We start from the raw sequence: 22481 nt of genomic DNA on the forward strand, positions 1-22481 counted from the left end.
TATCCAATCCGGTAGCGGGGCTTATTTTTTTGCGCTACAAGGCAATGCACGAGCCAGGACAATGAACTAAACAGCTTGGCAGGCAAGGAATACAACGTGATTGATGGACTGATTGGCGGCAAGCTGTACGGCACGCCCGAAAAACGCCTGGGCAAGGCAGGCAAACCGTTTGCCATGGCCAAGGTGCGCGCAACCGCCGGCGACGGCGAAACACCGCTGTTTGTCAACGTGATCGCATTTGACGGCGCCGCCTGCGCGGCCTTGCTGGCGCTCAGCGATGGTGACTCCGTCACCCTTGCGGGCAGTCTGACCCCCAAGGTCTGGAGCGACAAACAGGGCGTGGTGCGCCCATCGCTCGACATGGTGGCGCACCAAGTGCTGACGGCATACCACGTTCAGCACAAACGGGCTGCCATGCAATCGCCCGAACCGCGCGAGTTGCCGCACGAGCCCCTGGACTCCTGAGCGCAAATACCCCGGATTCGACCGCGAGAACCCAGCGCCACCCACGCCGCGGCCCTCGCAGTCTGGCCCAACCCCGTTGTGTTCTGGATCTACCGCTGTGCCGCCTATGCACAGCTGAACCTGGCCGACGACGCCGCGATCCTGGCGCTGATTTTTTGTTGACCTTGCGCTGTTTTCACAACCCGCTACGCGCGGGTTTTTTGCCATAGACAGATAGGCCAGCCCTGTTCGGCAGGGTCCAAAAAATAAAAAACCCGCTATCGCGAGACAGCGGGTTTTAGTTTACTTGGGGTGGCTGATGGGGCTCGAACCCACGACAACAGGAATCACAATCCTGGACTCTACCAACTGAGCTACAGCCACCGTAGCTTTGTATTATAGCGTGAAAAACTGGACTCCACGCTCATTCCACTCATCTTTCAGCGACATCTGCAGTGGCCGTGGGACGCGGCACCTTGATTTGCGCCTTGAAGCGGTCCTTGAGCATCTCGTAATAAGCCATGCCCTCCGCACCTGCCCACCACTGTTCGTACTGCTGCAGATGCTGGGCAGCCCGTTGTGCATCGACGGTCTCGGTCGGCAGCACGCGGCCCAACTTGGCGATCACATAGCCTTGCGCCCCCAGGCTGACACCCGTCCAGGCAGGCAATGTGTCGGCCTTGGTGCTCAGGACCGCATCCACCAGAGCGCGGGGCTGGTTCTGGGGTTGATCACGGGCCACGACCAGAGGGGCCGAGAGTCCGGTCGCGCTGTCGGGCTTGGCCACCCAGGCGGCCAGCTTGGCTTCGCCTTGCTTGCGGGCCAATTCTGCCGATGTGTCACCGATGTACAGCTGCCTGACGCGCGCCTGCACCTCTTGCAACGGCAGCGTGCGTGCCGGGCTGTATTGCGTCACACGCCCCGCCACCATCTGGTTGGGTGCAATTTCCACGGCTTCGGTGTTGCGCTTGTGCTCCAGCGAGTCTGCGGAGAAAAGCGCCTCCAGAAACTTCGCGTTGGCCAGAGGTCCTGTGGCACCGGGCGCAGGCGTGCGTGTTACGTTCTGGGCCGTCTGCAATTTGAGTTTGAGCTTGTCCACCACCGGCTGCAGCGTGTCCGACTGTTCGTAGGCAGCATTGGCAAACGCCTCGGCCACTTCGGCAAACTTGCGCTGCGCCTGCTGCTGCTTGAGCTCAACCTCCATCGAAGGACGCAGTTCCTCGAAGCTCGGTTGGCGCGGCGCCTTGATGTCGGTCAGCAGGATGATGTGGTAGCCAAAATCGCTTTCCACCAGGTCACTGATCTCGCCCTTTTTCAGGGCAAAGGCCGCGTCCTCGAACGGCTTGACCATGGCGCCGCGCGCGAAGAAGTTCAGGTCGCCGCCCTGGGCTGCAGAGCCCGAATCTTCGGACGATTTCTTCGCCACGTCGGCAAAGCTGGCAGGCGCCTTGCGCACCTGCTCCAGCAGCGCCGTAGCGCGTGCCTTGGCTTTTTCGCGCTCGGCGGCCGGTGCGTCCTTGGGCGCAGCGATGAGGATGTGGCTGGCGCGGCGCTCTTCCTTGCCTGCCAGGCGGGCGACGTTTTCCTTGTAGTAGGTGCGCAGATCGTCTTCGTTGAGTGTGATGCCGGCACGAACACTGTCGAGGTCCAGCACCACATACTCCACCGCGGCCTGTTCTGGCTGCTGGAACAGCGCCGGGTGTGCCTTGTAGTAGGCCTCCAGGTCTGCCTCGCTGGGCTTCACCTGGGCCGCGAAATCGGCGGGATCGAAACGAACGACCTGGATTTCGCGGCGCTGGAACAAGGCATCGAGTGACACATTGGCCTGCGCCTGCGTGGCAAAGGCCGTGCCCATGACGCCACCCAAGACCTGGTTGACCGCCAGATCCCGGCGCACTGTGGCCTCAAAGCCTTCGGGTGTCATGCCCTGCGCGCCGACAAGGGCACGGTAGGCTTCGACGTCGAGCGTGCCGTCCGCGCGCTTGAGAGCGGAAATCTGCGGGATTTCTTGCAGGCTGCGCGCCAGGCGCGCATCGCTGGTGGCAAGGTGCATCTTCTGGGCCGCCACTTGCAGCACCCGATCTCGCACCATGCGCTCCAGGGTGGCATAACGCGCCTGCGGCGAATCCAGAAGCCTGGCGTCCAGCGTCGGCTGCTGCGCACGGACCCTGTCCGACTCCACCCGGTGGGCATTGTCCCAGTCGGCCTGCGTGATGTCGTGGCCATCGACCCGCGCCACCACGGGGCTGCCGCCCGAAAAGTAGTTTCGGTCGATACCGACGAGCACGAACGACGGAACGATCAACAAGAACAGCAAGAACATCGTGATCTTGGAGTGCTTGCGGATGGATTCAAACATGGTCAATCTTTCAATGACAAAAAAACAAAAGGCGAACTCACGTTCGCCTTTGTTCGGTGATGGTGGGTCCTGACGGTCTCGAACCGCCGACCTACTCCGTGTAAAGGAGCCGCTCTACCAACTGAGCTAAGGACCCCACCGCAATTGCCTGTCAGTTCAGGGCATCTTTCAATGCCTTGCCTGGACGGAACTTCGGAACTTTAGCAGCCTTGATCTTAATCGCAGCGCCAGTGCGGGGATTGCGGCCGGTGCGCGCTGCACGCTTGCCCACGGCAAAAGTGCCGAAACCAACGAGCGACACCGTACCGCCTTTTTTCAGGGTCTTCTTGACCGCTTCAATCGTGGACTCCAGGGCGCGCGCAGCGGCAGCTTTGGAGATGTCGGCATTGGTCGCAATGTGCTCAATCAGTTCGGTTTTGTTCACAAAAAGCCTCTCGATATAAGAGTTAATGGAATGTCGCATGGCTATCGGCGGTTCACGCACCAGGCCCTTTTGAAGGGGCTTTTGCAAGGCAAGTGAGAGGTTGGCGTGCACCGCGGTCACGGTGACGTCCGATTAGAGCCATCGACATTCGAGGTGTCAATATAGTGCGCCGTTTGGGACAGCGACGGAATGGATTCTAGTCGCAAAAGCACCGCCTAGCGGGGCTTGCGGGAGGTTTTGTCGGGCGCTGGCCCCAAACACTTTCCCCGATTGACACGCACACCCAGCTAAGTCCCACGACCGCATCTGAGGCTTGGCCACTGGCCCGACCCAGATCCTGAGTCGTCGCCGCGCCGCCCATATCGGGGGCGCGGCCCGCGGTTGCGCGGCATCAGAACGGTTTCAATGGCCGGCAACATCATCGCGTTGTGCGCGGCACGGTGACTCTGAGCAAGTCGAGCACCAGCGCGCCGCCCCAGGACTTCCCATCGGGTTGGCGATGCCGCGCCCGCCGATGTCGGTGTCATCGCGCACGATTGGCATGTCGTTTCCGCCGGGCAGACGGGCGCTGCCGTCACGCCGCACCCGGGCGCGGGGATACGGGGATACGGGGATACGGGGATGCCGGGCATGAGGCGCGCCGGACGCAGTTCACGCACGGGTCGAACTCGCGTCGGAACAGCCGCAGCGGGCCCCACAACGAGGCATGGTCGGGAATTTTCGGCCCAGCCGACGGCGCCGGAGTCGACGGCTGCGTGGCCGCCGATCTGCGCCTTCCGCGCGTCGGGCAGTATCTTGCCGTGGCGTTCGCAACAGTCCCAGATGGAGCCGTCCGCGTGGTCGAACTGCAGTGCGATGCCGGGCTCGCGCGCGGCCTCGTCCAGAACGCGCAGCCCCTCGGGCACAGCTTGCTTGCCAATGCCGTCACCGGCTGTGACGGCAATCCGATGCGCCAGGATTTACCCCTGAATTAACAGCTTCCAGCGCTGCGTGCATGCGCGCCAAAGGCGTGCTTGGGTGAAATGGTTACTTCTTGACGCGCGCACGTATCTCGGGCACGGCTTTCTGCAGGTAATAGACCATGGACCACACCGTGAGCACGGCGGCCAGCCAGATCAGCCAGGTGCCCCACACGCCGGCGTCGATCAGTCCAAACAGCCGACCGTCGAACAGCAAGAACGGGATGGCCACCATTTGCACGGTGGTCTTGAGCTTGCCCAGCATGTGCACCGCGACGCTTTTGGCCGCGCCAATCTGGGCCATCCATTCACGCAGCGCGGAAATCGCGATCTCGCGCCCGATGATGATCAGCGCCACGAACACATCGGCGCGCTGCAGGTGCACCAGCACCAGCAGCGAGGCGCAGACCAGGAATTTGTCGGCCACCGGGTCGAGGAAGGCGCCGAACGATGAGGTCTGGTTGAGCTTGCGTGCCAGGAAGCCATCGAGCCAGTCGGTGGCGGCAAAGAGCACGAACATCACGGTGGCGATGAGGTTTTGCAGCTCGGGCGCCATGGGCGTGTAGAACACCCCCACGATCAAAGGTATCGCGACGATGCGCGTCCAGGTCATGATGGTGGGAATGGTCCAGAACATGGCCGCGATTGTGTCATGCCAAGCGCAGCCTCCGGCCGCGCGCATCAGCGCAGCGCGCGGTAGATCGCCTCGGCCAAATCGTGCGAGATGCCTTCCACCGTCGCCAGGTCTTCGACACTGGCCGAGGCCACGCCGCGCACGCCGCCGAAGCGCTGCAGCAGGCGCGCGCGCTTCTTCGGCCCCACGCCGGCGATCTCTTCGAGTTGGCCACCGCCCACGCGCACCTTGGCGCGCTGCGCGCGCATGCCGGTGATGGCGAAGCGGTGCGCCTCGTCGCGGATCTGCGCCACCAGCATCAGCGCGGCCGAGTCCTTGCCCAAGTAGACCTTTTCGCGCCCGTCGGCAAACACCAGCTCCTCGAGGCCCACCTTGCGGCCCTCGCCCTTTTCGACGCCGACGATGCGCGACAGGTCCAGGCCCAGCGCAGTGAACACTTCGCGCGCCATGCTGACCTGGCCCTTGCCGCCATCGACCAGCACCAGGTCGGGCAGGCGCGCCTGGCCCGGTGCCGGTTCGGCGCCGCCGGCCTCGCGTTGCGCCTCGGCCACCTTGCTGTAGCGGCGCGTGAGCACCTGGCGCATGGCAGCGTAGTCGTCGCCGCCGGTGATGCCTTCGATCCTGTACCGGCGGTATTCGCTGCTCTGCATCTTGTGCTGCGCAAACACCACGCACGACGCCTGCGTGGCCTCGCCGGCGGTGTGCGAGATGTCGAAGCACTCGATGCGCAGCGCGTCGAGGTCTTCCTGCGGCAGGTCGAGCGCCTCGGCCAGGGCGCGCGTGCGCGCCTGCTGCGAGCCCTCCTCGGAGAGCAGGCGCGCGAGCTGCAGGCCGGCGTTCTGCTGCGCCATGTCGAGCCAGGCGCGGCGCTGCCCGCGCGGCTGGTGCACGGCGTGCACGCGCACGCCGCTTTGCTCGCCCAAGGCGTCGAGCAGCGCGCGGTCCACGGGCTCGCTGGTGACCAGCGTGGGCGGCACCGGCACGGCGATGTAGTGCTGGGCGATGAAGGCTTCGAGCACCTGCGCCTCCACGCTGCGCGCGGCCGCAGCCTCTGCCGCGTCCGTGCCGTCGTCCGGCCCCTCGGGATGGAACACGGCCGCGGCATCCTCGACATGCACCGGAAAGTACGCGCGGTCGCCCAGGTGGCGGCCGCCGCGCACCATGGCCAGGTTGACGCAGGCGCGCCCGCCGCGCACCTGCACGGCCAGGATGTCCACGTCCTTGTCCGAGGCGGTTTCGATCGACTGCTGATGCAGCACGCGCGAGAGCGCCGTGATCTGGTTGCGCAGCTCGGCCGCCTGCTCGAATTCGAGCCGGTCCGAGTGCGCCATCATGCGCGCCTCGATCTGCTGCAGCAGCGCCTGCGTCTCGCCACGCAGCAGCGCTTCGGCGTGTGCCACGTCCTGCGCGTAGGCCTCGCGCGAAATCAGGCCCACGCAGGGCGCGGTGCAGCGCTTGATCTGGTAGAGCAGGCAGGGCCGCGTGCGGTTGGCAAACACCGTGTCCTCGCAGGTGCGCAGGCGAAACACCTTCTGCAGCAGCAGGATGGTTTCCTTCACGGCCCAGGCGCTCGGGTAGGGGCCGAAGTAGCGTTGCCGCTTGTCGATGCCGCCGCGGTAATAGGCCAGGCGCGGATAGGCCTGCCCCGGCGCATCGCCCGTGCCGTCCCGGGCGGCCACGCCGGTGATCTTCAGGTACGGGTAGCTCTTGTCGTCGCGAAACAGGATGTTGTAGCGCGGCTGCAGCGACTTGATGAGGTTGTTTTCGAGCAGCAGCGCCTCGGCCTCGGAGCGCACCACGGTGGTCTCCATGCGCGCGATCTTGCCGACCATGTGGCCGGTGCGCGTGCCACCGTGGCTCTTCTGGAAATAGCTGGACACGCGCCGCTTGAGGTTGAGCGCCTTGCCCACATACAAGAGCGCGCCCTGGGCGTCGAAATAGCGGTACACGCCTGGCAGCGGCGGCAGCGCGGCCACCTGTGCCAGGAGTTCGTCGGAATGCACGTCGGACATGGTGCGTATTGTGGCCGCGTGCCCGCAGCCCATGCGCGGACCAAGTCCATCAGCTATTGAATCAATAGCTGCAAGCGCTTGTGTGGCAAGCGCTGCAGGCTTAAAAGACCCGAAATCCCGGCCGCATCAGTCGGCTTCGATCTTCGACGCCTTGACCACCGTGGTCCAGCGCGCCAAGTCGGACTTGACCTTGTCGCCCAGTTGTTGCGGGTTCTGGTAGTCGGCCGTGGCGCCCTGCTCCTGCACCTTTTGCTTGAACGCCGGCTGGTTCACCACCTTGCCGATGTCGGCGGTGAGCTTGTCGATCACCGGCTTGGGCGTGGCCGCCGGCGCGAACACGGCAAACCACGAGGTCGCATCGACCTGCGGGTAACCGGCCTCGGCCGTGGTCGGCACCTCGGGCAGGCTGGGCAGGCGCTCCTTGCTGGTGACGGCCAGCACGCGCAGCTTGCCCGACTGGATGTGCGGCATGAAGGGCGGCGCCGTGCCGAAGGTCAGGTCCACCTGGCCACCCAGCAGATCCTGCAGGGCCGGGCCGGTGCCCTTGTAGGGCACGTGCATCATCTTCACGCCCGCCTGTTGCTCGAGCATGGCGCCGGTGACGTGCTGCAGCGAGCCATTGCCCGACGAGGCATAGTTGAGCTTGCCCGGGTGCGCCTTGGCGTAGGCCACGAGCTCGGCCATGGTCTTGATTGGCAGGTCGGCGCGCAGCACGATAATCTGCGGCGCCGAGATCACATTGGCCACGGGCACAAAGTCTTTTTGCTCCCAGGGCGGGGTCTGCTTGCTGACGATCGGCGAAATCACGTGGTAGCCCGAGTACTGCATCAGCAGCGTGTAGCCGTCGGGCTCGGCGCGCTTGACGACCGAAGCCGCGATGTTGCCGTTGCCGCCGCCCTTGTTGTCGGCCACCACCGACTGGCCGATCACGGGGCCGAGCGCCTGCGCCAGCATGCGCGCCGACAGGTCGGTGGTGCCGCCCGCGGCCGTGGGCACTACCATGGTGATGGGCTTGGCCGGGTAGGCCGCCGGCTGCGCCCAGGCGCCGCTGCTGGCCAGGGCCGCGCCGCCGCCGAGCACCGCGAACATCAGGGTGTTGAATTGTTTTCGGGTGGTTTTCATGGTTTGTCTCCTGGTTAAGGTCAAAAAATCAGGTCGCGCTGCGCGCCAGCGCGCGCTCGCGGATCTCGGCAAAGCCCGCGGGCACGGCGTGCAGGTCCAGGCGCCGGCCGGCTTTGACGATCTGGCTCGGAATGTCGTGGCCGATGAGGGCCGGCAGCCGCGCCGCCGCGGCGATCACCAGAGCCTCGTCCAGCCCGGTGTCAAAGTCCATCAGCGCCAGCGCATGGGCCACCTCCTCGGTGCACACGTTGCCGGTGGCACCGGGCGCATAGGGGCAGCCGCCGAGGCCGCCCAGCGAGGTGTCGAACAGCGTCGCGCCGGCATCGATCGCAGCCAGCACATTGGCCAGGCCCATGCCGCGTGTGTTGTGGAAATGCAGGGTGAAGCGCACTTCGGGCCAGCGCGCGCGCGCCGCCGCCGTGAGCGCGGCCACCTGCGCGGGGTAGGCCATGCCCGTGGTGTCGCACAGGGTGACACCGGTCACGCCCAGGTCCACGAAACGCTGGACCCAGGCAAACACCTCGCTCTGCGCAACGTCGCCCTCCATCGGGCAGCCGAACACGCACGACAGCGAAATATTGAGCGCCACCGGCGCGCCCTGCGCGGCGGCCACCACCTGCGCCAGCGCCGCGAACGACTGCTCGCGCGTCATGCGCAGGTTCGCCAGGTTGTGCGTGGCGCTGGTCGACATGACGAGGTTGAGCTCATCGGTGCGCGCCTCGATCGCGCGCTCGGCGCCGCGCACATTGGGCACCAGCGCGCTGTAGACCGTGCCCGGCCGGCGCTCGATCTCGCGCATCACGATTTCCGCATCGCGCAGCGCGGGGATGGCGCTGGGCGAGACAAAGGCCGTGACCTCGATCTTCGACAAGCCGGCCTGCGACAGCGCGTTCACGAGCGCAATCTTGTCGGACGTGGGCACGAAGGCCTGCTCCATCTGCAGGCCGTCGCGCGTTCCCACTTCCTGCAGGTGGATGCGCCGCCGCGCCCCCTGCCACACCGTGCTTGCGGTCATGCCACCACCCCCTTTTCGCGCAACAGCGCAATCTGTGCGGGCGTGAGCCCGGCTTCCTGGAGCACCGCATCGGTGTCGTCGCCCAGGTGCGGCGCGCTGCTGCGGATGCGGCCCGGCGTGGCCGAGAGCTTGGGCACGATACCCGGCACCTCGATGCGGTGGCCGTCGCGCGTGGTCTGCTGCAGCAGCATGCCGCGGGCGCGGTAGTGCGGGTCCTCGGCAATGTCCTTGGCCGTGTAGACCTTGCCGGCGGGCACGCGCGCGGCACCGAGTGCGTCCAGCACCTGCTGCACCGTGCGCGGCGCGCTCCAGGCGCCGATGGCGGCGTCGAGCTCTGCCACGCGGGCCACGCGGCCAGCGTTGTCGGCCAGGTCGGCGGCAGCGCCCAGGTCGGGGCGGCCAATGGCCTCCATCAGGCGTTTGAAGATGCTGTCGCCGTTGCCGGCGATCAGCACCCAGCCGTCACTGCACGGGTAGGCGTTGGACGGCGCGATGCCCGGCAGCGCGCTGCCCGCGGCCTCGCGCACCGCGCCAAAGGCGCTGTACTCGGGGATCAGGCTCTCCATCACGTTGAACACCGCCTCGTGCAGCGCCACGTCGATCACCTGGCCCTGCCCGCCGTTGACCCTGCGGTGGTAGAGCGCCGTGAGCACGCCGATGGTGCCGTGCAGCGCCGCCAGCGTGTCGCCGATCGACACACCCACGCGCACCGGCACGCGGCCCGGCTCGCCCGTGAGGTGGCGCAGGCCGCCCATGGCCTCGCCGATGGCACCAAAGCCTGGCAGGTCGCGGTAGGGGCCGGTCTGGCCGTAGCCCGAGATGCGCAGCATCACCAAGCCCGGGTTGAGCTGGTGCAGCGCCTCGGGCGACATGCCCCAGGCTTCGAGCGTGCCGGGGCGGAAGTTCTCGATCAGCACATCGGCCTCGGCGATCAGCTGGCGCGCGATGGCCTGGCCCTCGGGCTGGCGCAGGTCCAGCGCCAGCGAGCGCTTGTTGCGCGACTGCACCTGCCACCAGACGGAGGTGCCGTCCTGGATCAGCCGCCAGTTGCGCAGCGGGTCGCCCCCGCCCGGGGCCTCGATCTTGACCACGTCGGCGCCGAACTCGCCCAGCGTCTTGCCGCAAAAAGGGCCGGCGATGAGCTGGCCCATCTCGACCACGCGCACGCCCTGCAGCGCCGATGGCGCCACGGCGCCCGCACCTGCCTGTGGCTGGGAATCCATGGAATGTGTCTCCTGTCATGCTGGGGCGCCGCACGGGCCCCGGTTCGTCTGGCGGGGCATGTTGCCGGCATCGCCGCCAAACGCAAAACGCTGTTGCACGACGCTGCCATCGCAAACCGGCATGGCCAGCCGCTACCATGCGCGCATGAAACTCGACCCGCTCTCCCTGCGCCTGTTCGTCGCGGTGATGGAAGAAAACACCATCGCTCGCGCCAGCGCGCGCGAGCACATCGCCGCCTCGGCGGCCAGCCGGCGCCTGTCCGAACTCGAAGGCGCCCTGCGCGTGGAGCTGTTCACGCGCAGCAACCGGGGTGTGGAGCCGACGGCCGCCGCCTACGCACTGCTGAACCTCGCGCGCGGCGTGCTCAACGACATGGACGGCATCGCCAGCCAGATGCGCGACTACGCCTCGGGCACGCGCGGCCATGTGCGCGTGGTGGCCAACATCTCGGCCATCACGCAGTTCCTGCCCAGCGAGCTGCAAAGCTTTCTCGCGCGCCACCCGCAGGTGGACGTGCGCCTGCAGGAGCAGATCAGCAGCGCCATTGCCCACTCGGTGGCCGAGAATGCCGCCGACGTCGGCATCCTCAACGACGGCAGCTACGGCGAGCGCGTCACCCTGCTGCCCTACCGCAGCGATGAGCTGGTGCTGGTCGTGCCGGCGCAGCATGCGCTGGCGCGGCGCAAGGCGGTGCGCCTGGCCGAGGTGCTGCACCACGACTTTGTCGGCATGCACCCGGGCAGCGCCATCAACCACCAGCTCATGCGCGCCGCCGGCGAAGCCGGGCTGCCGCTCAAGCTGCGCATCCAGGTCACGGGCTACGACGCGCTGTGCCTGATGGTGGCCTGCGGCCTGGGCATCGGCGTGATGCCGCGCGGCAGCGCGCAGCTGTACCGGGGCGCACTCGCCGTGCGCACGGTGACGCTGGCCGAGCCCTGGGCGCACCGCCAGCTGGCGCTGTGCGTGCGCTCGTGCGAGTCGCTCTCGAGCGTGGCCCGCCTGCTGGTCGAACACCTGCGCGCACCGGCCGGAGCCGCGCCATGAACGCGGCCGCACCGCTGCGCTGGGACATCTTCTGCCAGGTCATCGACAACTATGGCGACATTGGCGTGTGCTGGCGCCTGGCCGCCGACCTGGCCGGCCGCGGGCAGCGCGTGCGGCTGTGGGTCGACAACGCCAGCGCCCTGGCCTGGATGGCACCCGGCGGCGCGCCCGGCGTGCAGGTCATGCCCTGGCCCACCCAGGCGCCGGCCGGCGGGCTCGGCGACGTGGTGGTCGAGGCGTTTGGCTGCGAGATCGCGCCCGCGGTGGTCGCCGCCATCGCGCAGCGGGCGCAAGCTCCCGGCGCGCCACCGGTGTGGATCAACCTCGAATACCTGTCGGCCGAGGGCTACGTCGAGCGCTGCCACGCGCTGCCCTCGCCGGTGCTCAGCGGGCCGGGCGCCGGCCTGGTCAAGCATTTTTTCTACCCCGGCTTCACGGCCGGCACGGGCGGCCTGCTGCGCGAGCCCGACCTGGCCGAGCGCCAGGCCCGCTTTGACCGCAGCGCCTGGCGCGCGCAGCACGGCCTGGCCCCCGCGGCGCTGGCGGTGTCGCTGTTCTGCTATGAGCCGGCCGCCCTACCCGCCTTGCTGGCGCTGCTGGCGCAAACCGAGGCTGAGACGGAGCAGCCCGTGCATCTGCTGACCACGCCGGGGCGCGCGGCGGCCGCGGTGCGTGCTCTGGTGGGCAGCGGTGAAGCAGATGAAAATATCCATGGAATCGGCCTCCAGCCCAATACCTTCAAGCGCGAGAAGCTATCGATTTCATACCTTCCCAGTGTGCCGCAGGCGCAGTTCGACCAGCTGCTGTGGGGCTGCAACCTCAACTTCGTGCGCGGCGAGGATTCGCTGGTGCGCGCGCTCTGGGCCGGCCGGCCCTTCGTCTGGCAGATCTACCCGCAAAGCGACCTCGCGCACCAGGGCAAGCTGCACGCCTTTCTCGATTGGCTGCAGGCACCGCCCTCGCTGCGCTGCTTCCATGTGGTCTGGAACGGCCTGGACAGCGGTGCGCTGCCGGCGCTCGACCCCGCCACGCTGGCGCAGTGGGCCGCCTGCACGCAGGCCGCGCGGGCACGTTTGCTGACCCAGGACAACCTGGTGACCCAGCTGCTGGGCTTTGTCGCCAAAAAACGTTAAAATCCAAGGCTTTGCGCCCCACAGGTCCGGCACGCACGTGCCCCTCTGGGCGCATCACCGCCGCGGAACATGCGCCGGCACGGGTGGCCCGCCAGGCCACTGGCCGGCACATTGAGCGGCCTCACCACAGGCAACATGCTATGAAAATCGCTCAAGAAATCCGCGCCGGCAACGTCATCATGCACGGCAAGGACCCCATGGTCGTCCTCAAGACCGAATACTCGCGCGGCGGCCGCAACTCCGCCACCGTGCGCATGAAGCTCAAGAGCCTGATCGCCAACTTCAACACCGAAGTGGTGTTCAAGGCCGACGACAAGATGGACCAGATCGTGCTCGACAAGAAAGAGTGCACCTACTCCTACTTTGCCGACCCCATGTATGTCTGCATGGACACCGAGTACAACCAGTACGAAGTCGAAGCCGAAAACATGGGCGACGCCCTGAACTACCTCGAAGACGGCATGGCCGTCGAAGTGGTGTTCTACGACGGCAAGGCCATCTCGGTCGAACTGCCCACCAGCGTCGAGCGCGAAATCACCTGGACCGAGCCGGCCGTCAAGGGCGACACGTCCGGCAAGGTGCTCAAGCCCGCCAAGATCGCCACCGGCTTTGAAGTGCCGGTGCCGCTGTTCGTTTCGCAAGGCGACAAGATCGAAATCGACACCCGCACGGGCGAGTACCGCAAGCGCGTCTAACACCGCTTTACGGCCCCGCAAAAAAGGCTTCCCTCGGGAAGCCTTTTTCGTTCGCGGCCGCAGCCGAGCCTGCGCCCCTACAGGCGCGCCGCCAGCCGCGCCGCCTGGTCGATCGCACGATTGGCGTCGAGCTCGCCGGCTTCGAGCGCGCCGCCGACCAGATGCACGCAGCGGCCCTGCGCCTGCAGGGCGTCGGCCAATTCGCGCAGCGGCACCTGGCCGGCACACAACACCACGCTGTCGCAGGCGATCCAGGCCGAGGCTTCGCGTTTTTCGCCGTAGGACACGAGCAGCCCTTCGTCGGCGATGCGCTCGTAGTTCACGCCGCCCACCATCTCCACCAGCTTCCTCTTCAGCGTGGTGCGGTGGATCCAGCCCGTGGTCTTGCCCAGGCCCGCGCCGAGCTTGCCTTTCTTGCGCCGCAGCAGCGTGACCTGGCGCGCGGGCGGCGTGGCCTGCGGGCCGGCGGGCGCCAGGCCACCGCGTGCCAGCGCCGGGTCGGTGATGCCCCATTCGGCCTGCCAGGCCGGCAGGTCGAGCGTGGTCGAATGGCCGCCCTCGACCAGGAATTCGGCGACGTCGAAGCCGATGCCGCCCGCGCCGATGACGGCCACGCGCTCGCCCACGGGTTGGCCATGGCGCAGCACGTCGATGTAGCTGAGCACCTTGGGGTGCTCCTGGCCGGGGATGTGCGGGTCGCGCGGGCTCACGCCGGTGGCCACGACGACTTCGTCGAAGCCCGCGAGGTCGGGCGCCTGCACGCGCCGGTTCAGGTGCAGGGCGACGCCCGTGTCCTGCACGCGCATGGCCAAGTAGCGCAGCATTTCGTGGAACTCTTCCTTGCCCGGCACCACCTTGGCCATGTTGAGCTGGCCGCCGATCTCGGGTGCTGCTTCGAACAGGTGCACCTCGTGCCCGCGCTCGGCCGCCACCGTGGCCGCGGTCAGGCCCGCCGGGCCGGCGCCGACCACGGCAATGCGCTTGCGCGCCGCAGCCGTTGGGATCGGGCGGTAGACCAGCTCGGTCTCGTGGCAGGCGCGCGGGTTCACCAGGCAGCTGCTGACCCGGTTCTGGAACACCTGGTCCAGGCAGGCCTGGTTGCAGGCAATGCAGGTGTTGATGCGGTCGGCGCGGCCCTGAATCGCTTTCTTCACGAAGGCCGGGTCGGCCAGCAGCGGCCGCGCCATCGACACCAGGTCGGCGCAGCCGTCGGCGAGCACCTGCTCGGCCACTTCGGGCGTGTTGATGCGGTTCGAGGCGACCAGCGGCGTGGCGATGCCGGCCGCCGCAAACTCGGCCTTCATCTTCTGCGTGACCCAGGCGAACGCGGCGCGCGGCACGCTGGTGGCGATGGTGGGGATGCGCGCCTCGTGCCAGCCGATGCCGGTGTTGACGATGCTCGCGCCGCCCCGGGCCACGGCCTTGCCCAGCGTGACGATCTCGTCCCAGGCACTGCCGCCGGGCACCAGGTCGATCATCGAGAGGCGGTAGATGAGGATGAAGTCCGGTCCCACGGCCTCGCGCGTGCGCGCCAGAATTTCGAGGGGCAGACGCATGCGGTGGCTGTAGTCGCCACCCCAGTCGTCCGTGCGCAGGTTGGTGGCCTGCGACAGGAACTGGTTGATCAGGTAGCCCTCGGAGCCCATGATCTCGACGCCGTCGTAGCCCGCCTCGCGCGCCTTGGCGGCGCAGTTCACAAACGCCCGGATCTGCCGCTCCACGCCACGGCTGGAGAGCGCGAACGGCGTGAACGGCGAAATCGGCGACTGCAGGCGCGAGGGCGCCACGGCCAGCGGGTGGTAGGCGTAGCGCCCCGTGTGCAGGATCTGCAGCGCGATCTTGCCGCCGGCCGCGTGCACCGCGCGCGTCACCGCCTGGTGGCGCCGCGCCCGCCCGAGGTGGCCAGCGTGCCGGCAAACAGCTTGGCCCAGCCCCCGATGTTGGGCGCAAAGCCGCCGGTGACGATCAGCCCCACCTGCCCTTCGGCGCGCTCGCGAAAGTACGCCGCCATGCGCGTGAGGTCGCGCCCGTCCTCCAGCCCCGTATGCATGGAGCCCATGAGCACGCGGTTCTTCAGCTGGGTGAAGCCCAGGTCCAGCGGCGCGAGCAGGTGCGGGTACAGGGCCTGGCCGCTGGGGGCCGTGGTTGACGCAAAGGGCATGGAGGCACTCGCAGGTTTCGGCAGGCTCAAGCGATGCCGCTCAGCCCACGGTGATCGCGACCAGGGTGGGCCGGTGCGCACGCCGGGCGGCCAGCTGCCCGCGTGCATGCGCGGTCACAGGGCCCGCGCCAGCCGCGCCGCGCCCTCGCGGATCTTGTCCACATCGGCCGTGGCGAACGACAAGCGCAGTGTGGCGTGGTCGGGCTGGGCGCAGAAGAACGGTGTGCCGGGCACGAAGGCCACGCCCTCGTCGATGGAGCGCTTGGCGAACACATTGCCATCCGCCACTTTGCCGCCCGCGCCCGTGAGGCGCGCCCACACGAACAGCCCGCCCTGGGGCTGCACGAATTCGATGGCGTCGCCGAGTTCCTTGCGCAGCGCGTCGCCCATGGCCTGTGCGCGCTCGGCATAGACCGCACGCACCTTGGCCAGCGTGGCGGGCATGCGGCCGGCCTTGAGGTATTGCGCGGCCGTGGCCTGTGCGAAGGTGCTGGTGTGCGCATCGCTGAACTGCTTGCACATGGTGGCCTTGGCCAGCAGCTCGGCCGGCGCCACCATCCAGCCCACGCGCAGGCCGGGCGAGAGCACCTTGCTCAAGGACCCGCAGTGCACCAGCAGATCGCGGCTGCCCGGCACGTTGGCCGAGAGGTTGAGCAGGCTCGGTGGCGGGGCGTCGCCGAAGTACAGGTCGCCGTAGGGGTCGTCTTCTACGATCAGCGTCTGGTGCTTGACGGCCATCTCCAGCACCTGCTTGCGGCGCGCGAGGCTCAGTGTGGCGCCGCTCGGGTTGCCGAAGGTCGGGATCAGGTAGACGAACTTGGGCTTGTGCTCGGCGATGAGCTGTTCCAGCGCGCCGGTCTGGACGCCGTCGGCGTCGATCGGCGCGCTGATCAGCTCGGCGCCGTACAGGCGAAAGCACTGGATGGTGGCCAGGAAGGTCGGACCTTCGACGATCACCTTGTCGCCGGGGCTGATCAGCGTCTTGCCCAGCAGGTCCAGCGCCTGCTGGCTGCCGGTGGTGACGATCAGGTTCTCGGGCGCGAGGTCTTTGGCGCCCTTGCTGGCCATGAAGGCGGCCAACTGCTCGCGCAGCGGCTGGTAGCCCTCGGTGGCGCCGTACTGCAGTGCCCCGCCGGGCTCTTCGCCGAGCGCCTGATTGACCGCCGCGCGGATGCCGTCCACATCGAACAGGGCACTGTCCGGAAATCCCCCGGCAAAGCTGATGATGCCGGGCTTGCCGAGCAGCTTGAAGAGTTCGCGGATGGCGGAGGTTTCGACTTTGTTCAGGCGATCGGCGAATTGCATGTGCGAGGCTTTCTATCAAGACAAAAGCGGGGCGTGGCCCCAATGGCCAACATTGTCAGCCAATTCCTGCACCCGTTCGCGCCCAACGCCGACGCACCCCGGCCGCGCTTGCGCGCACGCTGGCGGCAGCACAGTGAAGGAGCCACGATGAAATTCCCCCTGATGTACCGCGTGCTGCACGCCGGCGTAATTGCGTCGGCCGCGTTGGCACTGTTTCCGGCGGGCGCGCAAACGCCTGCGCCCGCAGAGCCAGCACCCGCCGCCACCCCGGCGGCCGGATCCATGCCCGCCGCACCCCGCGCACACGGGCCACGCCCCCGGGGCGAACGCCCCATGCACCGCCGCCACCACCACCGGGATGGCGTCGAACCCGCCAATGCCGACCGCCTCGCGGGCAGCCAGAGAAGCAGCATGACGGACTACGAACGCAATGCCCTGGCGCGCTGCGATGTCTTCAAAACGCAAGACGACCGGCGTGCGTGCGTGGAGCGCATGCACCAGCCGGCGCAGGGCAGTGTATCGGGCGGTGGATTGCTGCGCGAATACACCTATGAGGAGCCTGTCGACAGGCCTTGAGGTCCGGCGGACGCGCAAGCCTCGGTTGACCATGGGCGGGCCGGGTCAAGCTGCGCAACAATCGGGGACCTACCAGACGCCTCCCGCCCGATGAAACCTGCGCTGATCGAACCCTTCCTCGCCACCCTCAAGGCGGCCAACCCCCTGCCCAACACCGAGCTCGAGTACACCACCGTCTTCGAGTTGCTGGCCGCTGTGCTGCTCTCGGCGCAGGCCACCGACGTGGGCGTGAACAAGGCCACGCGCAGGCTGTTTCGGGTGGCGGGCACGCCGCAGGCCATCCTCGACCTGGGGCTCGAAGGGCTGGAGGGCTACATCAAGACCATCGGCCTGTACCGCAGCAAGGCGCGGCACCTGATGCAGACCTGCCGCATCCTCGTCGAGCGCCACGGCGGCCAGGTGCCGCACACGCGCGAAGAGCTCGAAGCCTTGCCCGGCGTGGGCCGCAAGACGGCCAACGTGGTGCTCAACGTGGCGTTCGGCCAGCCCACCATGGCGGTGGACACGCACATCTTCCGCGTCAGCAACCGCACGGGCCTGGCGCCGGGCAAAACGCCGCTGGCGGTGGAGCAGCAGCTGCTCAAGCGCGTGCCGGCGCAGTACGCAGTCGACTCGCACCACTGGCTGATCCTGCTGGGCCGCTATGTCTGCCAGGCGCGCAAGCCGCGCTGCTGGGAATGCCGGGTCGCGCCGTACTGCGACTACCGGCCCAAGACCCCCGCGCCCTGAACTGCGCGTTTCGGAAAGACACCAGGCCAGCGCGCGGCGGCGGCGCGTGGGCACAATACCGGCCTTTTTTCACCCCCGCCAAGAAAGCACCCGACATGCCGCAACTCCATTTCATTCAGCAGGGCCAGGGGCCCGTTGTCGTCCTGAGCCACGCCCTGGGCTGTGACCTGCAGATGTGGGATGGCGTGGCCGCGGCGCTGCAAGACCGCTACACCGTACTGCGCTACGACCACCGGGGCCACGGCCGCTCGCCTGCGACCGACGGCACCTTCACCATGGACGACCTGGCCGATGACGCTGCCGCGCTGATCCGCCAGCACGCCGCGGGCCCGGTGCACTTCGTCGGCCTGTCGATGGGCGGCATGGCGGCGCAGGCGCTGGCCGCGCGCCATCCGGGCCTGGTGCGCAGCATCACCGTCGCCAACTCCGCCAGCCACTACGACGACGCCGCCAAGACCGGCTGGGCGGCGCGCGTGGACACGGTGCTGGCGCAGGGCATGGAGAGCATCGCCGACGGCGCCCTGCAGCGCTGGTTCACGCCCGAATTCCGCGCAGACGCCCACGGCGGCAGCGCGCGCGTGGCGGCGCTGCGCGCGGTGCTGGTGGGCACCGCCCCAGCGCCCTACGCTGCCGCCTGCGAGGCGGTGGCCCGTATCGATCTGGAGGCGGGCAACCGCCTCATCGCCTGCCCTGCGCTGGTGATCGCCGGCGCGCGCGACGAGGCCACGCCACCCGCGATGTCCGAAGCCATCGCGCGCTCGATTGCGGGCGCCCAGCTGGCCACGCTCGACGCCGCCCACCTGAGCGCGGTGGAGCAACCCCAGGCCTTTGCAGACACCGTGGCGCGGTTTTTTGAACGCCTCTGAGAACTCCTGAAAGAAGAGCTGCCAGCGCTTAAGCCATAAGCGCTGGAGCCTGATTTGACCTAAATTCCGGCGCCGCTATTTCGGCGCTGCGGCCGGCACGCGGTCAGCCGGCAGGTGGTCGGCCGGCCGCAGCAGCGCCGCAAACTCCAGCGCGGCCTGCGAGCGCCCGGCTCCGCGCCGCCACAGGATGCCGGCGTGCCGCAGCATCTGCGGTGAATGCAGCTGCACGGCGTCCATGTCCGTCGCCTGGCGCGCGGCGCGCTCGGGCACGATGCAGGCCAGGTCGCCCCAGCGGCAGACCTCGATCAGGCCTTCGACCGACTCCATCTCCACCCGCACCTGCGGTGCCACGCCGGCCTGGCGCAGGCTGTCGTCGATGAGGCGGCGTGTGGCAAAGGCGCGTGGCAGCATGGCCAGCGGCACCTGCTCGAGTGCCTTGAGCGCGAGCGTGCGCCGGCCGGCCAGCGGGTGGGCGCGGTTCACCACGAGCTGCATGCGCTCGGCAAACAGCGGCTCGGTCTCGATGTCCGCGCGCTCGGTCGGGTAGAACGCGATGCCCACGTCCAGCCGCCCCTCGACCAGCAGTTCCTCGATCGGGCCCGCGCGCAGGTCGCGCACCACCACGTTGACGCGGGGATAGGCGCTGCTGAACGCCGCCACCGCAGCGGGCACCAGCGTGTGCAGGAAGGTCGGGATGACGCCCACCGTCAAGCTGCCCGACTGCAGCCCCGCCATGTCGGCCAGCGCCATGCGGCCAGCCTCGATTTCCTGCAGCGCACGCGCCGCGTAGACGCGGAACGCCGCCCCGGCCTGCGACAGCTTGAGGCCGCGCCCGAGCCGGTCGAACAGCTTGCTGCCCAGCTCGTCTTCGAGCTGGCGCAGGCCGTGCGACAGGGTCGACTGTGTGACAAACAGGTTTTGCGCCGACAGCGTGAGGTGCTGTGTCTCGGCAATGTCCAGAAAGTAGCGCAACTGGCGAATTTCCATGGCGAAGGCCCCTTCTTTCGTTCGATGGTATCGAATGATAAGTGGCAAATAAATCATTGGAGCGTTCTGTGGATTGCCCCTAATCTCGTGTTTTATCGGCCTCCCGTGCAGGGAAGGCCACTGCCACCACCCCACCGAAGGCCCCCACGATGCAAAGCCGTTTCACCATAGAGCGCCTGCAGGCACGGATCCTGGACATCCCCACGATCCGGCCACACAAGCTCTCGTTTGGCTCCATCAGCCGCCAGAGTCCGGTCATCGTGCAGCTGTGGCTCAAGGACGGCGCCTGCGGCTTCGGCGAGGCCGCCACCATCGGCGGCCCCTCGTGGAACGAGGAATCGCCCGAAAGCATCCTGCACGCCATCGACAACTACCTGGCCCCCGCCCTCCTTGGCCAGCACGGCGGCGGCTTCGAAGCGGCGCTGGCACGCATGGGCCAGGCCTGCAAGGGCAATGCCTTCGCCAAGAGCGCCGTCGAGATGGCGCTGATCGATGCCGTCTCGCGCACGCTCGGCCTGCCCGCCTGGCAGCTGCTCGGCGGCAAGGTGCACCAGAGCCTGCCCCTGGCCTGGACGCTGGCCAGCGGCGACGTCGAACGCGACCTGCAGGAAGCGCAACTGCGCCTGGAGCAGAAACGCCACCGCATCTTCAAGATGAAGATCGGCGCACGCGCCCCCGAGGCCGACGTGGCCCACGTCACGCAGATCGCGCGCGGCCTGCAGGGCAAAGCCACGCTCACGGTCGACGTGAACCAGGCCTGGGACGGCAACACCGCGCGCCGCTACCTGCCGCAACTGGTCGAGGCCGGCGTGACGTTGATCGAGCAGCCCGTGGCGCAGTGGAATGTCGAAGCGCTCAAGAACCTCACCGCCACGCTGCACGGCGCCTTCATCATGGCCGACGAGACCGTGTGCACGCCGCAGGACGCCATGATGCTGGCGCGCGAACGGGCCAGCCACGTCTTCTCGCTCAAGGTGGCCAAGCACGGCGGCCTGCTGCGCACGCGCAAGGTGGCGGCCATTGCCGAGGCGGCCGACATCGGCTGGTACGGCGGCACGATGCTCGAGACCTCGCTGGGCAGCGCCGCATCGGCGCATGTCTTTTCGACGCTCGGCGCTGCGCACCACGGCTGCGAGCTGTTCGGGCCGCAGCTGCTGGTCGACGACATCGTCGAGCGGCAGATGCCGATTGTCGATTTCGAACTGCAGCTGCCCGACGGCCCGGGCTTTGGCGTCGAGATCTCGCTGCCCCAGCTTGAACGCTTCGACCGCGCCCGCCAGGGCCTCACCGCCGTGCACGTCGACATGGCCGCACACACCCCCGTTTAATTCCTTTTCTAAATCAAGCGTGAACGCGAAGGCGAAGCGCAGACAGTACAGACGTACGGCAAGCGAAGCCGACAAAGTGCACGTTTGATTTAGCAATGGAACAAGGAGAAAACCGATGCTGTTTCTAGTTCGTATGGACGTGAACATTCCGCGCGATCTGCCCGTGGAAGAAGCCAATGAGATCAAGGCCCGCGAAAAGGCCTATTCGCAAGACCTGCAGCGCGACGGCCGCTGGAAGAGCATCTGGCGCGTGGTCGGCGAATACGCCAACTACAGCATCTTCGATGTCTCGTCGAACGACGAGCTGCACCAGCTTCTCCAAGGCCTGCCGCTGTTCCCGTTCATGAAGATCGACGTGACGCCGCTGGCGACACACCCCTCGGCCATCTGAGCCTTTCTGCAACCACTACTACTAGACCAAGAGACACAACCATGATGACGAAACGACAGACGCTGGCCCTGCTGGCTTCGGGCCTGGCCCTGACCGCCCTCCCCACGGCGCATGCCCAGGCCCCCGCAGACAACTGGCCCAGCAAGCCGATCCGCTGGGTCGTGCCCTTCCCGCCGGGCGGCGCCATGGACGCGATCGCGCGCACGCTGGGCGAGAAGGCCGGCAAGGCGCTGGGCCAGCCCTTCGTCATCGAGAACAAGCCTGGCGCGGGCGGCAACATCGGCGCCGACTACGTGGCCAAGCAGCCCGGCGACGGCTACACGATGATGATCACCTCGATCGGCATGGCCACGAACAAGCCGCTGTACGGCAAGCTCAGCTACGACCCCGTCAAGGACTTCGCTCCGGTGAGCCTGCTGGCGGTCGTGCCCAACGTGCTGGTCACCAACAACACGCAGCCCCAGGTGAAAACCGTGGCCGACGTGATCGCCGCCGCGCGCAAGGAACCCGGCAAGCTGACCTATGCCTCGGCCGGCAACGGCACCTCGATCCACCTCGCGGGCGAGGTCTTCACCTCGCTGGCCAAGGTCGAGATGCTGCACATCCCCTACAAGGGCAGCGGCCCGGCCGTGTCCGACCTGCTGGGCGGCCAGATCAACTACATGTTCGACAGCATCACTTCGGCGCGCCCGCACATCGAGTCGGGCAAGCTGCGCGCCCTCGGCGTGACCACGGCCAAGCGGTCGAGCGCCCTGCCCAACGTGCCCACCATCGCCGAAGCCGGCCTGCCAGGCTACGAAGTCTCGCCCTGGTTTGCCGTGTTCATGCCGGCGGCCACGCCCAAGCCGATCGTCAACAAGCTCAATGCCGCGCTGCTCGCCGCGATGAAAGACCCCGATGTCGCCAAGCGCTTTGAAACCATCGGCGCCGAACCCGTGGGCTCGACCCCCGAGGAGATGGCGAAGCACCTGGCGCGCGAATCCGAGCGCTGGAGCAAACTGATCACCGAGCGCGGCATCCGGCTCGACTGAGCGGACGCCCGGCTCCCTTTTCCACCCACCCAGGAGACTTTC

At 67.6% G+C, this 22481-nt stretch carries 19 protein-coding genes, 2 tRNA genes and 2 pseudogenes; 10 read left to right on the plus strand and 13 right to left on the minus strand.

The genetic code is table 11. The annotated features are described in order from the left end of the window. The first annotated feature begins 96 nt into the window (after window positions 1-96). Complete coding sequence (locus B2J86_RS08205) at window positions 97-465, plus strand: single-stranded DNA-binding protein (RefSeq protein ID WP_173025200.1); 369 nt, start codon at window positions 97-99, stop codon at window positions 463-465. Between the two features lie 287 nt (window positions 466-752). Here B2J86_RS08205 and B2J86_RS08210 read toward each other — a convergent pair. From B2J86_RS08210 to B2J86_RS08255, 10 genes and pseudogenes are all read right to left on the minus strand, one after another. After that, a tRNA-His gene (locus tag B2J86_RS08210) sits at window positions 753-828 on the minus strand. A gap of 49 nt (window positions 829-877) precedes the next feature. Beyond that, window positions 878-2803, minus strand: a complete 1926-nt coding sequence (locus B2J86_RS08215) for a SurA N-terminal domain-containing protein (RefSeq protein ID WP_173025201.1) — start codon at window positions 2801-2803, stop codon at window positions 878-880. 60 nt (window positions 2804-2863) lie between these two features. Further along, window positions 2864-2939, minus strand: a tRNA-Val gene (locus B2J86_RS08220). A 15-nt stretch (window positions 2940-2954) separates the two neighbouring features. Further along, window positions 2955-3227, minus strand: a complete 273-nt coding sequence (locus B2J86_RS08225; protein ID WP_024815362.1) for an HU family DNA-binding protein — start codon at window positions 3225-3227, stop codon at window positions 2955-2957. A 504-nt stretch (window positions 3228-3731) separates the two neighbouring features. Further along, window positions 3732-4186, minus strand: a pseudogene (locus B2J86_RS18125) (isocitrate/isopropylmalate family dehydrogenase); the annotation flags it as partial. A gap of 67 nt (window positions 4187-4253) precedes the next feature. After that, window positions 4254-4823, minus strand: a complete 570-nt coding sequence (gene pgsA / locus B2J86_RS08235; protein ID WP_169168285.1) for a CDP-diacylglycerol--glycerol-3-phosphate 3-phosphatidyltransferase — start codon at window positions 4821-4823, stop codon at window positions 4254-4256. 44 nt (window positions 4824-4867) lie between these two features. Continuing rightward, window positions 4868-6832: an excinuclease ABC subunit UvrC gene (gene uvrC, locus B2J86_RS08240; protein ID WP_173025202.1), complete on the minus strand. Its 1965-nt coding sequence runs from the start codon at window positions 6830-6832 to the stop codon at window positions 4868-4870. 126 nt (window positions 6833-6958) lie between these two features. After that, window positions 6959-7954 (minus strand): tripartite tricarboxylate transporter substrate binding protein, encoded by a 996-nt coding sequence (locus B2J86_RS08245; RefSeq protein ID WP_169635638.1) that lies wholly within the window; start codon window positions 7952-7954, stop codon window positions 6959-6961. Window positions 7955-7982: 28 nt separating this feature from the next. Continuing rightward, on the minus strand, window positions 7983-8969 hold the full coding sequence (locus B2J86_RS08250; RefSeq protein WP_173025203.1) for a hydroxymethylglutaryl-CoA lyase: 987 nt from the start codon (window positions 8967-8969) through the stop codon (window positions 7983-7985). Continuing rightward, window positions 8966-10192: a CaiB/BaiF CoA-transferase family protein gene (locus B2J86_RS08255; protein ID WP_169635636.1), complete on the minus strand. Its 1227-nt coding sequence runs from the start codon at window positions 10190-10192 to the stop codon at window positions 8966-8968. Before B2J86_RS08255 ends, B2J86_RS08250 begins: the two co-directional genes overlap by 4 nt. A gap of 145 nt (window positions 10193-10337) precedes the next feature. Between B2J86_RS08255 and B2J86_RS08260 the strand changes: the two genes are divergently transcribed. The 3 genes from B2J86_RS08260 to efp all read left to right on the plus strand — a co-directional run bounded on the left by B2J86_RS08260 (window position 10338) and on the right by efp (window position 13065). Beyond that, window positions 10338-11237 carry a LysR family transcriptional regulator gene (locus B2J86_RS08260; protein WP_169635635.1) on the plus strand — a complete coding sequence of 300 codons (900 nt, stop codon included), beginning with the start codon at window positions 10338-10340 and terminating at the stop codon, window positions 11235-11237. After that, window positions 11234-12370, plus strand: coding sequence for an elongation factor P maturation arginine rhamnosyltransferase EarP (gene earP / locus B2J86_RS08265; protein WP_173025204.1), 1137 nt, complete (start codon window positions 11234-11236; stop codon window positions 12368-12370). Before B2J86_RS08260 ends, earP begins: the two co-directional genes overlap by 4 nt. Window positions 12371-12510: 140 nt before the next feature. Further along, window positions 12511-13065 (plus strand): elongation factor P, encoded by a 555-nt coding sequence (gene efp, locus B2J86_RS08270; protein WP_169168279.1) that lies wholly within the window; start codon window positions 12511-12513, stop codon window positions 13063-13065. A gap of 77 nt (window positions 13066-13142) precedes the next feature. Here efp and B2J86_RS08275 read toward each other — a convergent pair. Together B2J86_RS08275 and B2J86_RS08280 are read right to left on the minus strand one after the other, a co-directional pair. Then, window positions 13143-15226: pseudogene (locus B2J86_RS08275) on the minus strand (FAD-dependent oxidoreductase). Window positions 15227-15340: 114 nt separating this feature from the next. After that, a complete protein-coding gene (locus B2J86_RS08280) occupies window positions 15341-16531 on the minus strand; it encodes a PLP-dependent aminotransferase family protein (protein ID WP_173025205.1) in 1191 nt (396 codons plus the stop codon). A gap of 147 nt (window positions 16532-16678) precedes the next feature. On the opposite strand from B2J86_RS08280, the gene B2J86_RS08285 reads away from it, so the two are divergent. The 3 genes from B2J86_RS08285 (at window position 16679) to B2J86_RS08295 (ending at window position 18702) form a co-directional block, all read left to right on the plus strand. Continuing rightward, complete coding sequence (locus B2J86_RS08285; protein WP_169635632.1) at window positions 16679-17107, plus strand: hypothetical protein; 429 nt, start codon at window positions 16679-16681, stop codon at window positions 17105-17107. 90 nt (window positions 17108-17197) lie between these two features. Next, entirely contained in the window at window positions 17198-17836 is a 639-nt protein-coding gene (gene nth, locus B2J86_RS08290; RefSeq protein WP_173025206.1) for an endonuclease III, read from the plus strand. A 95-nt stretch (window positions 17837-17931) separates the two neighbouring features. Beyond that, on the plus strand, window positions 17932-18702 hold the full coding sequence (locus B2J86_RS08295) for an alpha/beta fold hydrolase (RefSeq protein ID WP_173025207.1): 771 nt from the start codon (window positions 17932-17934) through the stop codon (window positions 18700-18702). Window positions 18703-18777: 75 nt separating this feature from the next. Here the strand turns inward: B2J86_RS08295 and cynR are convergent, their stop codons facing one another. Further along, the gene (gene cynR / locus B2J86_RS08300) at window positions 18778-19689 is read right to left on the minus strand and encodes a transcriptional regulator CynR (RefSeq protein WP_169168274.1); all 912 of its coding nucleotides are present in this window, start codon (window positions 19687-19689) and stop codon (window positions 18778-18780) included. A gap of 149 nt (window positions 19690-19838) precedes the next feature. Here cynR and B2J86_RS08305 point away from each other — a divergent pair, with 149 nt between their 5' ends. The 3 genes from B2J86_RS08305 to B2J86_RS08315 all read left to right on the plus strand — a co-directional run bounded on the left by B2J86_RS08305 (window position 19839) and on the right by B2J86_RS08315 (window position 22439). Next, window positions 19839-21017: a muconate cycloisomerase family protein gene (locus B2J86_RS08305; RefSeq protein WP_169635630.1), complete on the plus strand. Its 1179-nt coding sequence runs from the start codon at window positions 19839-19841 to the stop codon at window positions 21015-21017. Window positions 21018-21132: 115 nt separating this feature from the next. After that, on the plus strand, window positions 21133-21408 hold the full coding sequence (gene catC / locus B2J86_RS08310) for a muconolactone Delta-isomerase (protein WP_169168272.1): 276 nt from the start codon (window positions 21133-21135) through the stop codon (window positions 21406-21408). 41 nt (window positions 21409-21449) lie between these two features. Beyond that, the gene (locus tag B2J86_RS08315; RefSeq protein ID WP_206042548.1) at window positions 21450-22439 is read left to right on the plus strand and encodes a tripartite tricarboxylate transporter substrate-binding protein; all 990 of its coding nucleotides are present in this window, start codon (window positions 21450-21452) and stop codon (window positions 22437-22439) included. Window positions 22440-22481 lie beyond the last annotated feature (42 nt).

The sequence above is a fragment of the Acidovorax sp. SRB_14 genome, from assembly GCF_012932145.1.
In the GTDB taxonomy this organism is placed as follows: domain Bacteria; phylum Pseudomonadota; class Gammaproteobacteria; order Burkholderiales; family Burkholderiaceae_C; genus Simplicispira.

Coding starts and splice junctions, on each gene's coding strand:
- B2J86_RS08305 (WP_169635630.1), top strand. CDS start 19,839: ATGCAAAGCCGTTTCACCATAGAGCGCCTGCAGGCACGGATCCTGGAC.
- B2J86_RS08260 (WP_169635635.1), top strand. CDS start 10,338: ATGAAACTCGACCCGCTCTCCCTGCGCCTGTTCGTCGCGGTGATGGAA.
- B2J86_RS08250 (WP_173025203.1), bottom strand. CDS start 8,969: ATGACCGCAAGCACGGTGTGGCAGGGGGCGCGGCGGCGCATCCACCTG.
- B2J86_RS08285 (WP_169635632.1), top strand. CDS start 16,679: ATGAAATTCCCCCTGATGTACCGCGTGCTGCACGCCGGCGTAATTGCG.
- B2J86_RS08255 (WP_169635636.1), bottom strand. CDS start 10,192: ATGGATTCCCAGCCACAGGCAGGTGCGGGCGCCGTGGCGCCATCGGCG.
- pgsA (WP_169168285.1), bottom strand. CDS start 4,823: ATGTTCTGGACCATTCCCACCATCATGACCTGGACGCGCATCGTCGCG.
- B2J86_RS08215 (WP_173025201.1), bottom strand. CDS start 2,803: ATGTTTGAATCCATCCGCAAGCACTCCAAGATCACGATGTTCTTGCTG.
- cynR (WP_169168274.1), bottom strand. CDS start 19,689: ATGGAAATTCGCCAGTTGCGCTACTTTCTGGACATTGCCGAGACACAG.
- efp (WP_169168279.1), top strand. CDS start 12,511: ATGAAAATCGCTCAAGAAATCCGCGCCGGCAACGTCATCATGCACGGC.
- B2J86_RS08245 (WP_169635638.1), bottom strand. CDS start 7,954: ATGAAAACCACCCGAAAACAATTCAACACCCTGATGTTCGCGGTGCTC.
- earP (WP_173025204.1), top strand. CDS start 11,234: ATGAACGCGGCCGCACCGCTGCGCTGGGACATCTTCTGCCAGGTCATC.
- nth (WP_173025206.1), top strand. CDS start 17,198: ATGAAACCTGCGCTGATCGAACCCTTCCTCGCCACCCTCAAGGCGGCC.
- B2J86_RS08295 (WP_173025207.1), top strand. CDS start 17,932: ATGCCGCAACTCCATTTCATTCAGCAGGGCCAGGGGCCCGTTGTCGTC.
- uvrC (WP_173025202.1), bottom strand. CDS start 6,832: ATGTCCGACGTGCATTCCGACGAACTCCTGGCACAGGTGGCCGCGCTG.
- catC (WP_169168272.1), top strand. CDS start 21,133: ATGCTGTTTCTAGTTCGTATGGACGTGAACATTCCGCGCGATCTGCCC.
- B2J86_RS08315 (WP_206042548.1), top strand. CDS start 21,450: ATGATGACGAAACGACAGACGCTGGCCCTGCTGGCTTCGGGCCTGGCC.
- B2J86_RS08280 (WP_173025205.1), bottom strand. CDS start 16,531: ATGCAATTCGCCGATCGCCTGAACAAAGTCGAAACCTCCGCCATCCGC.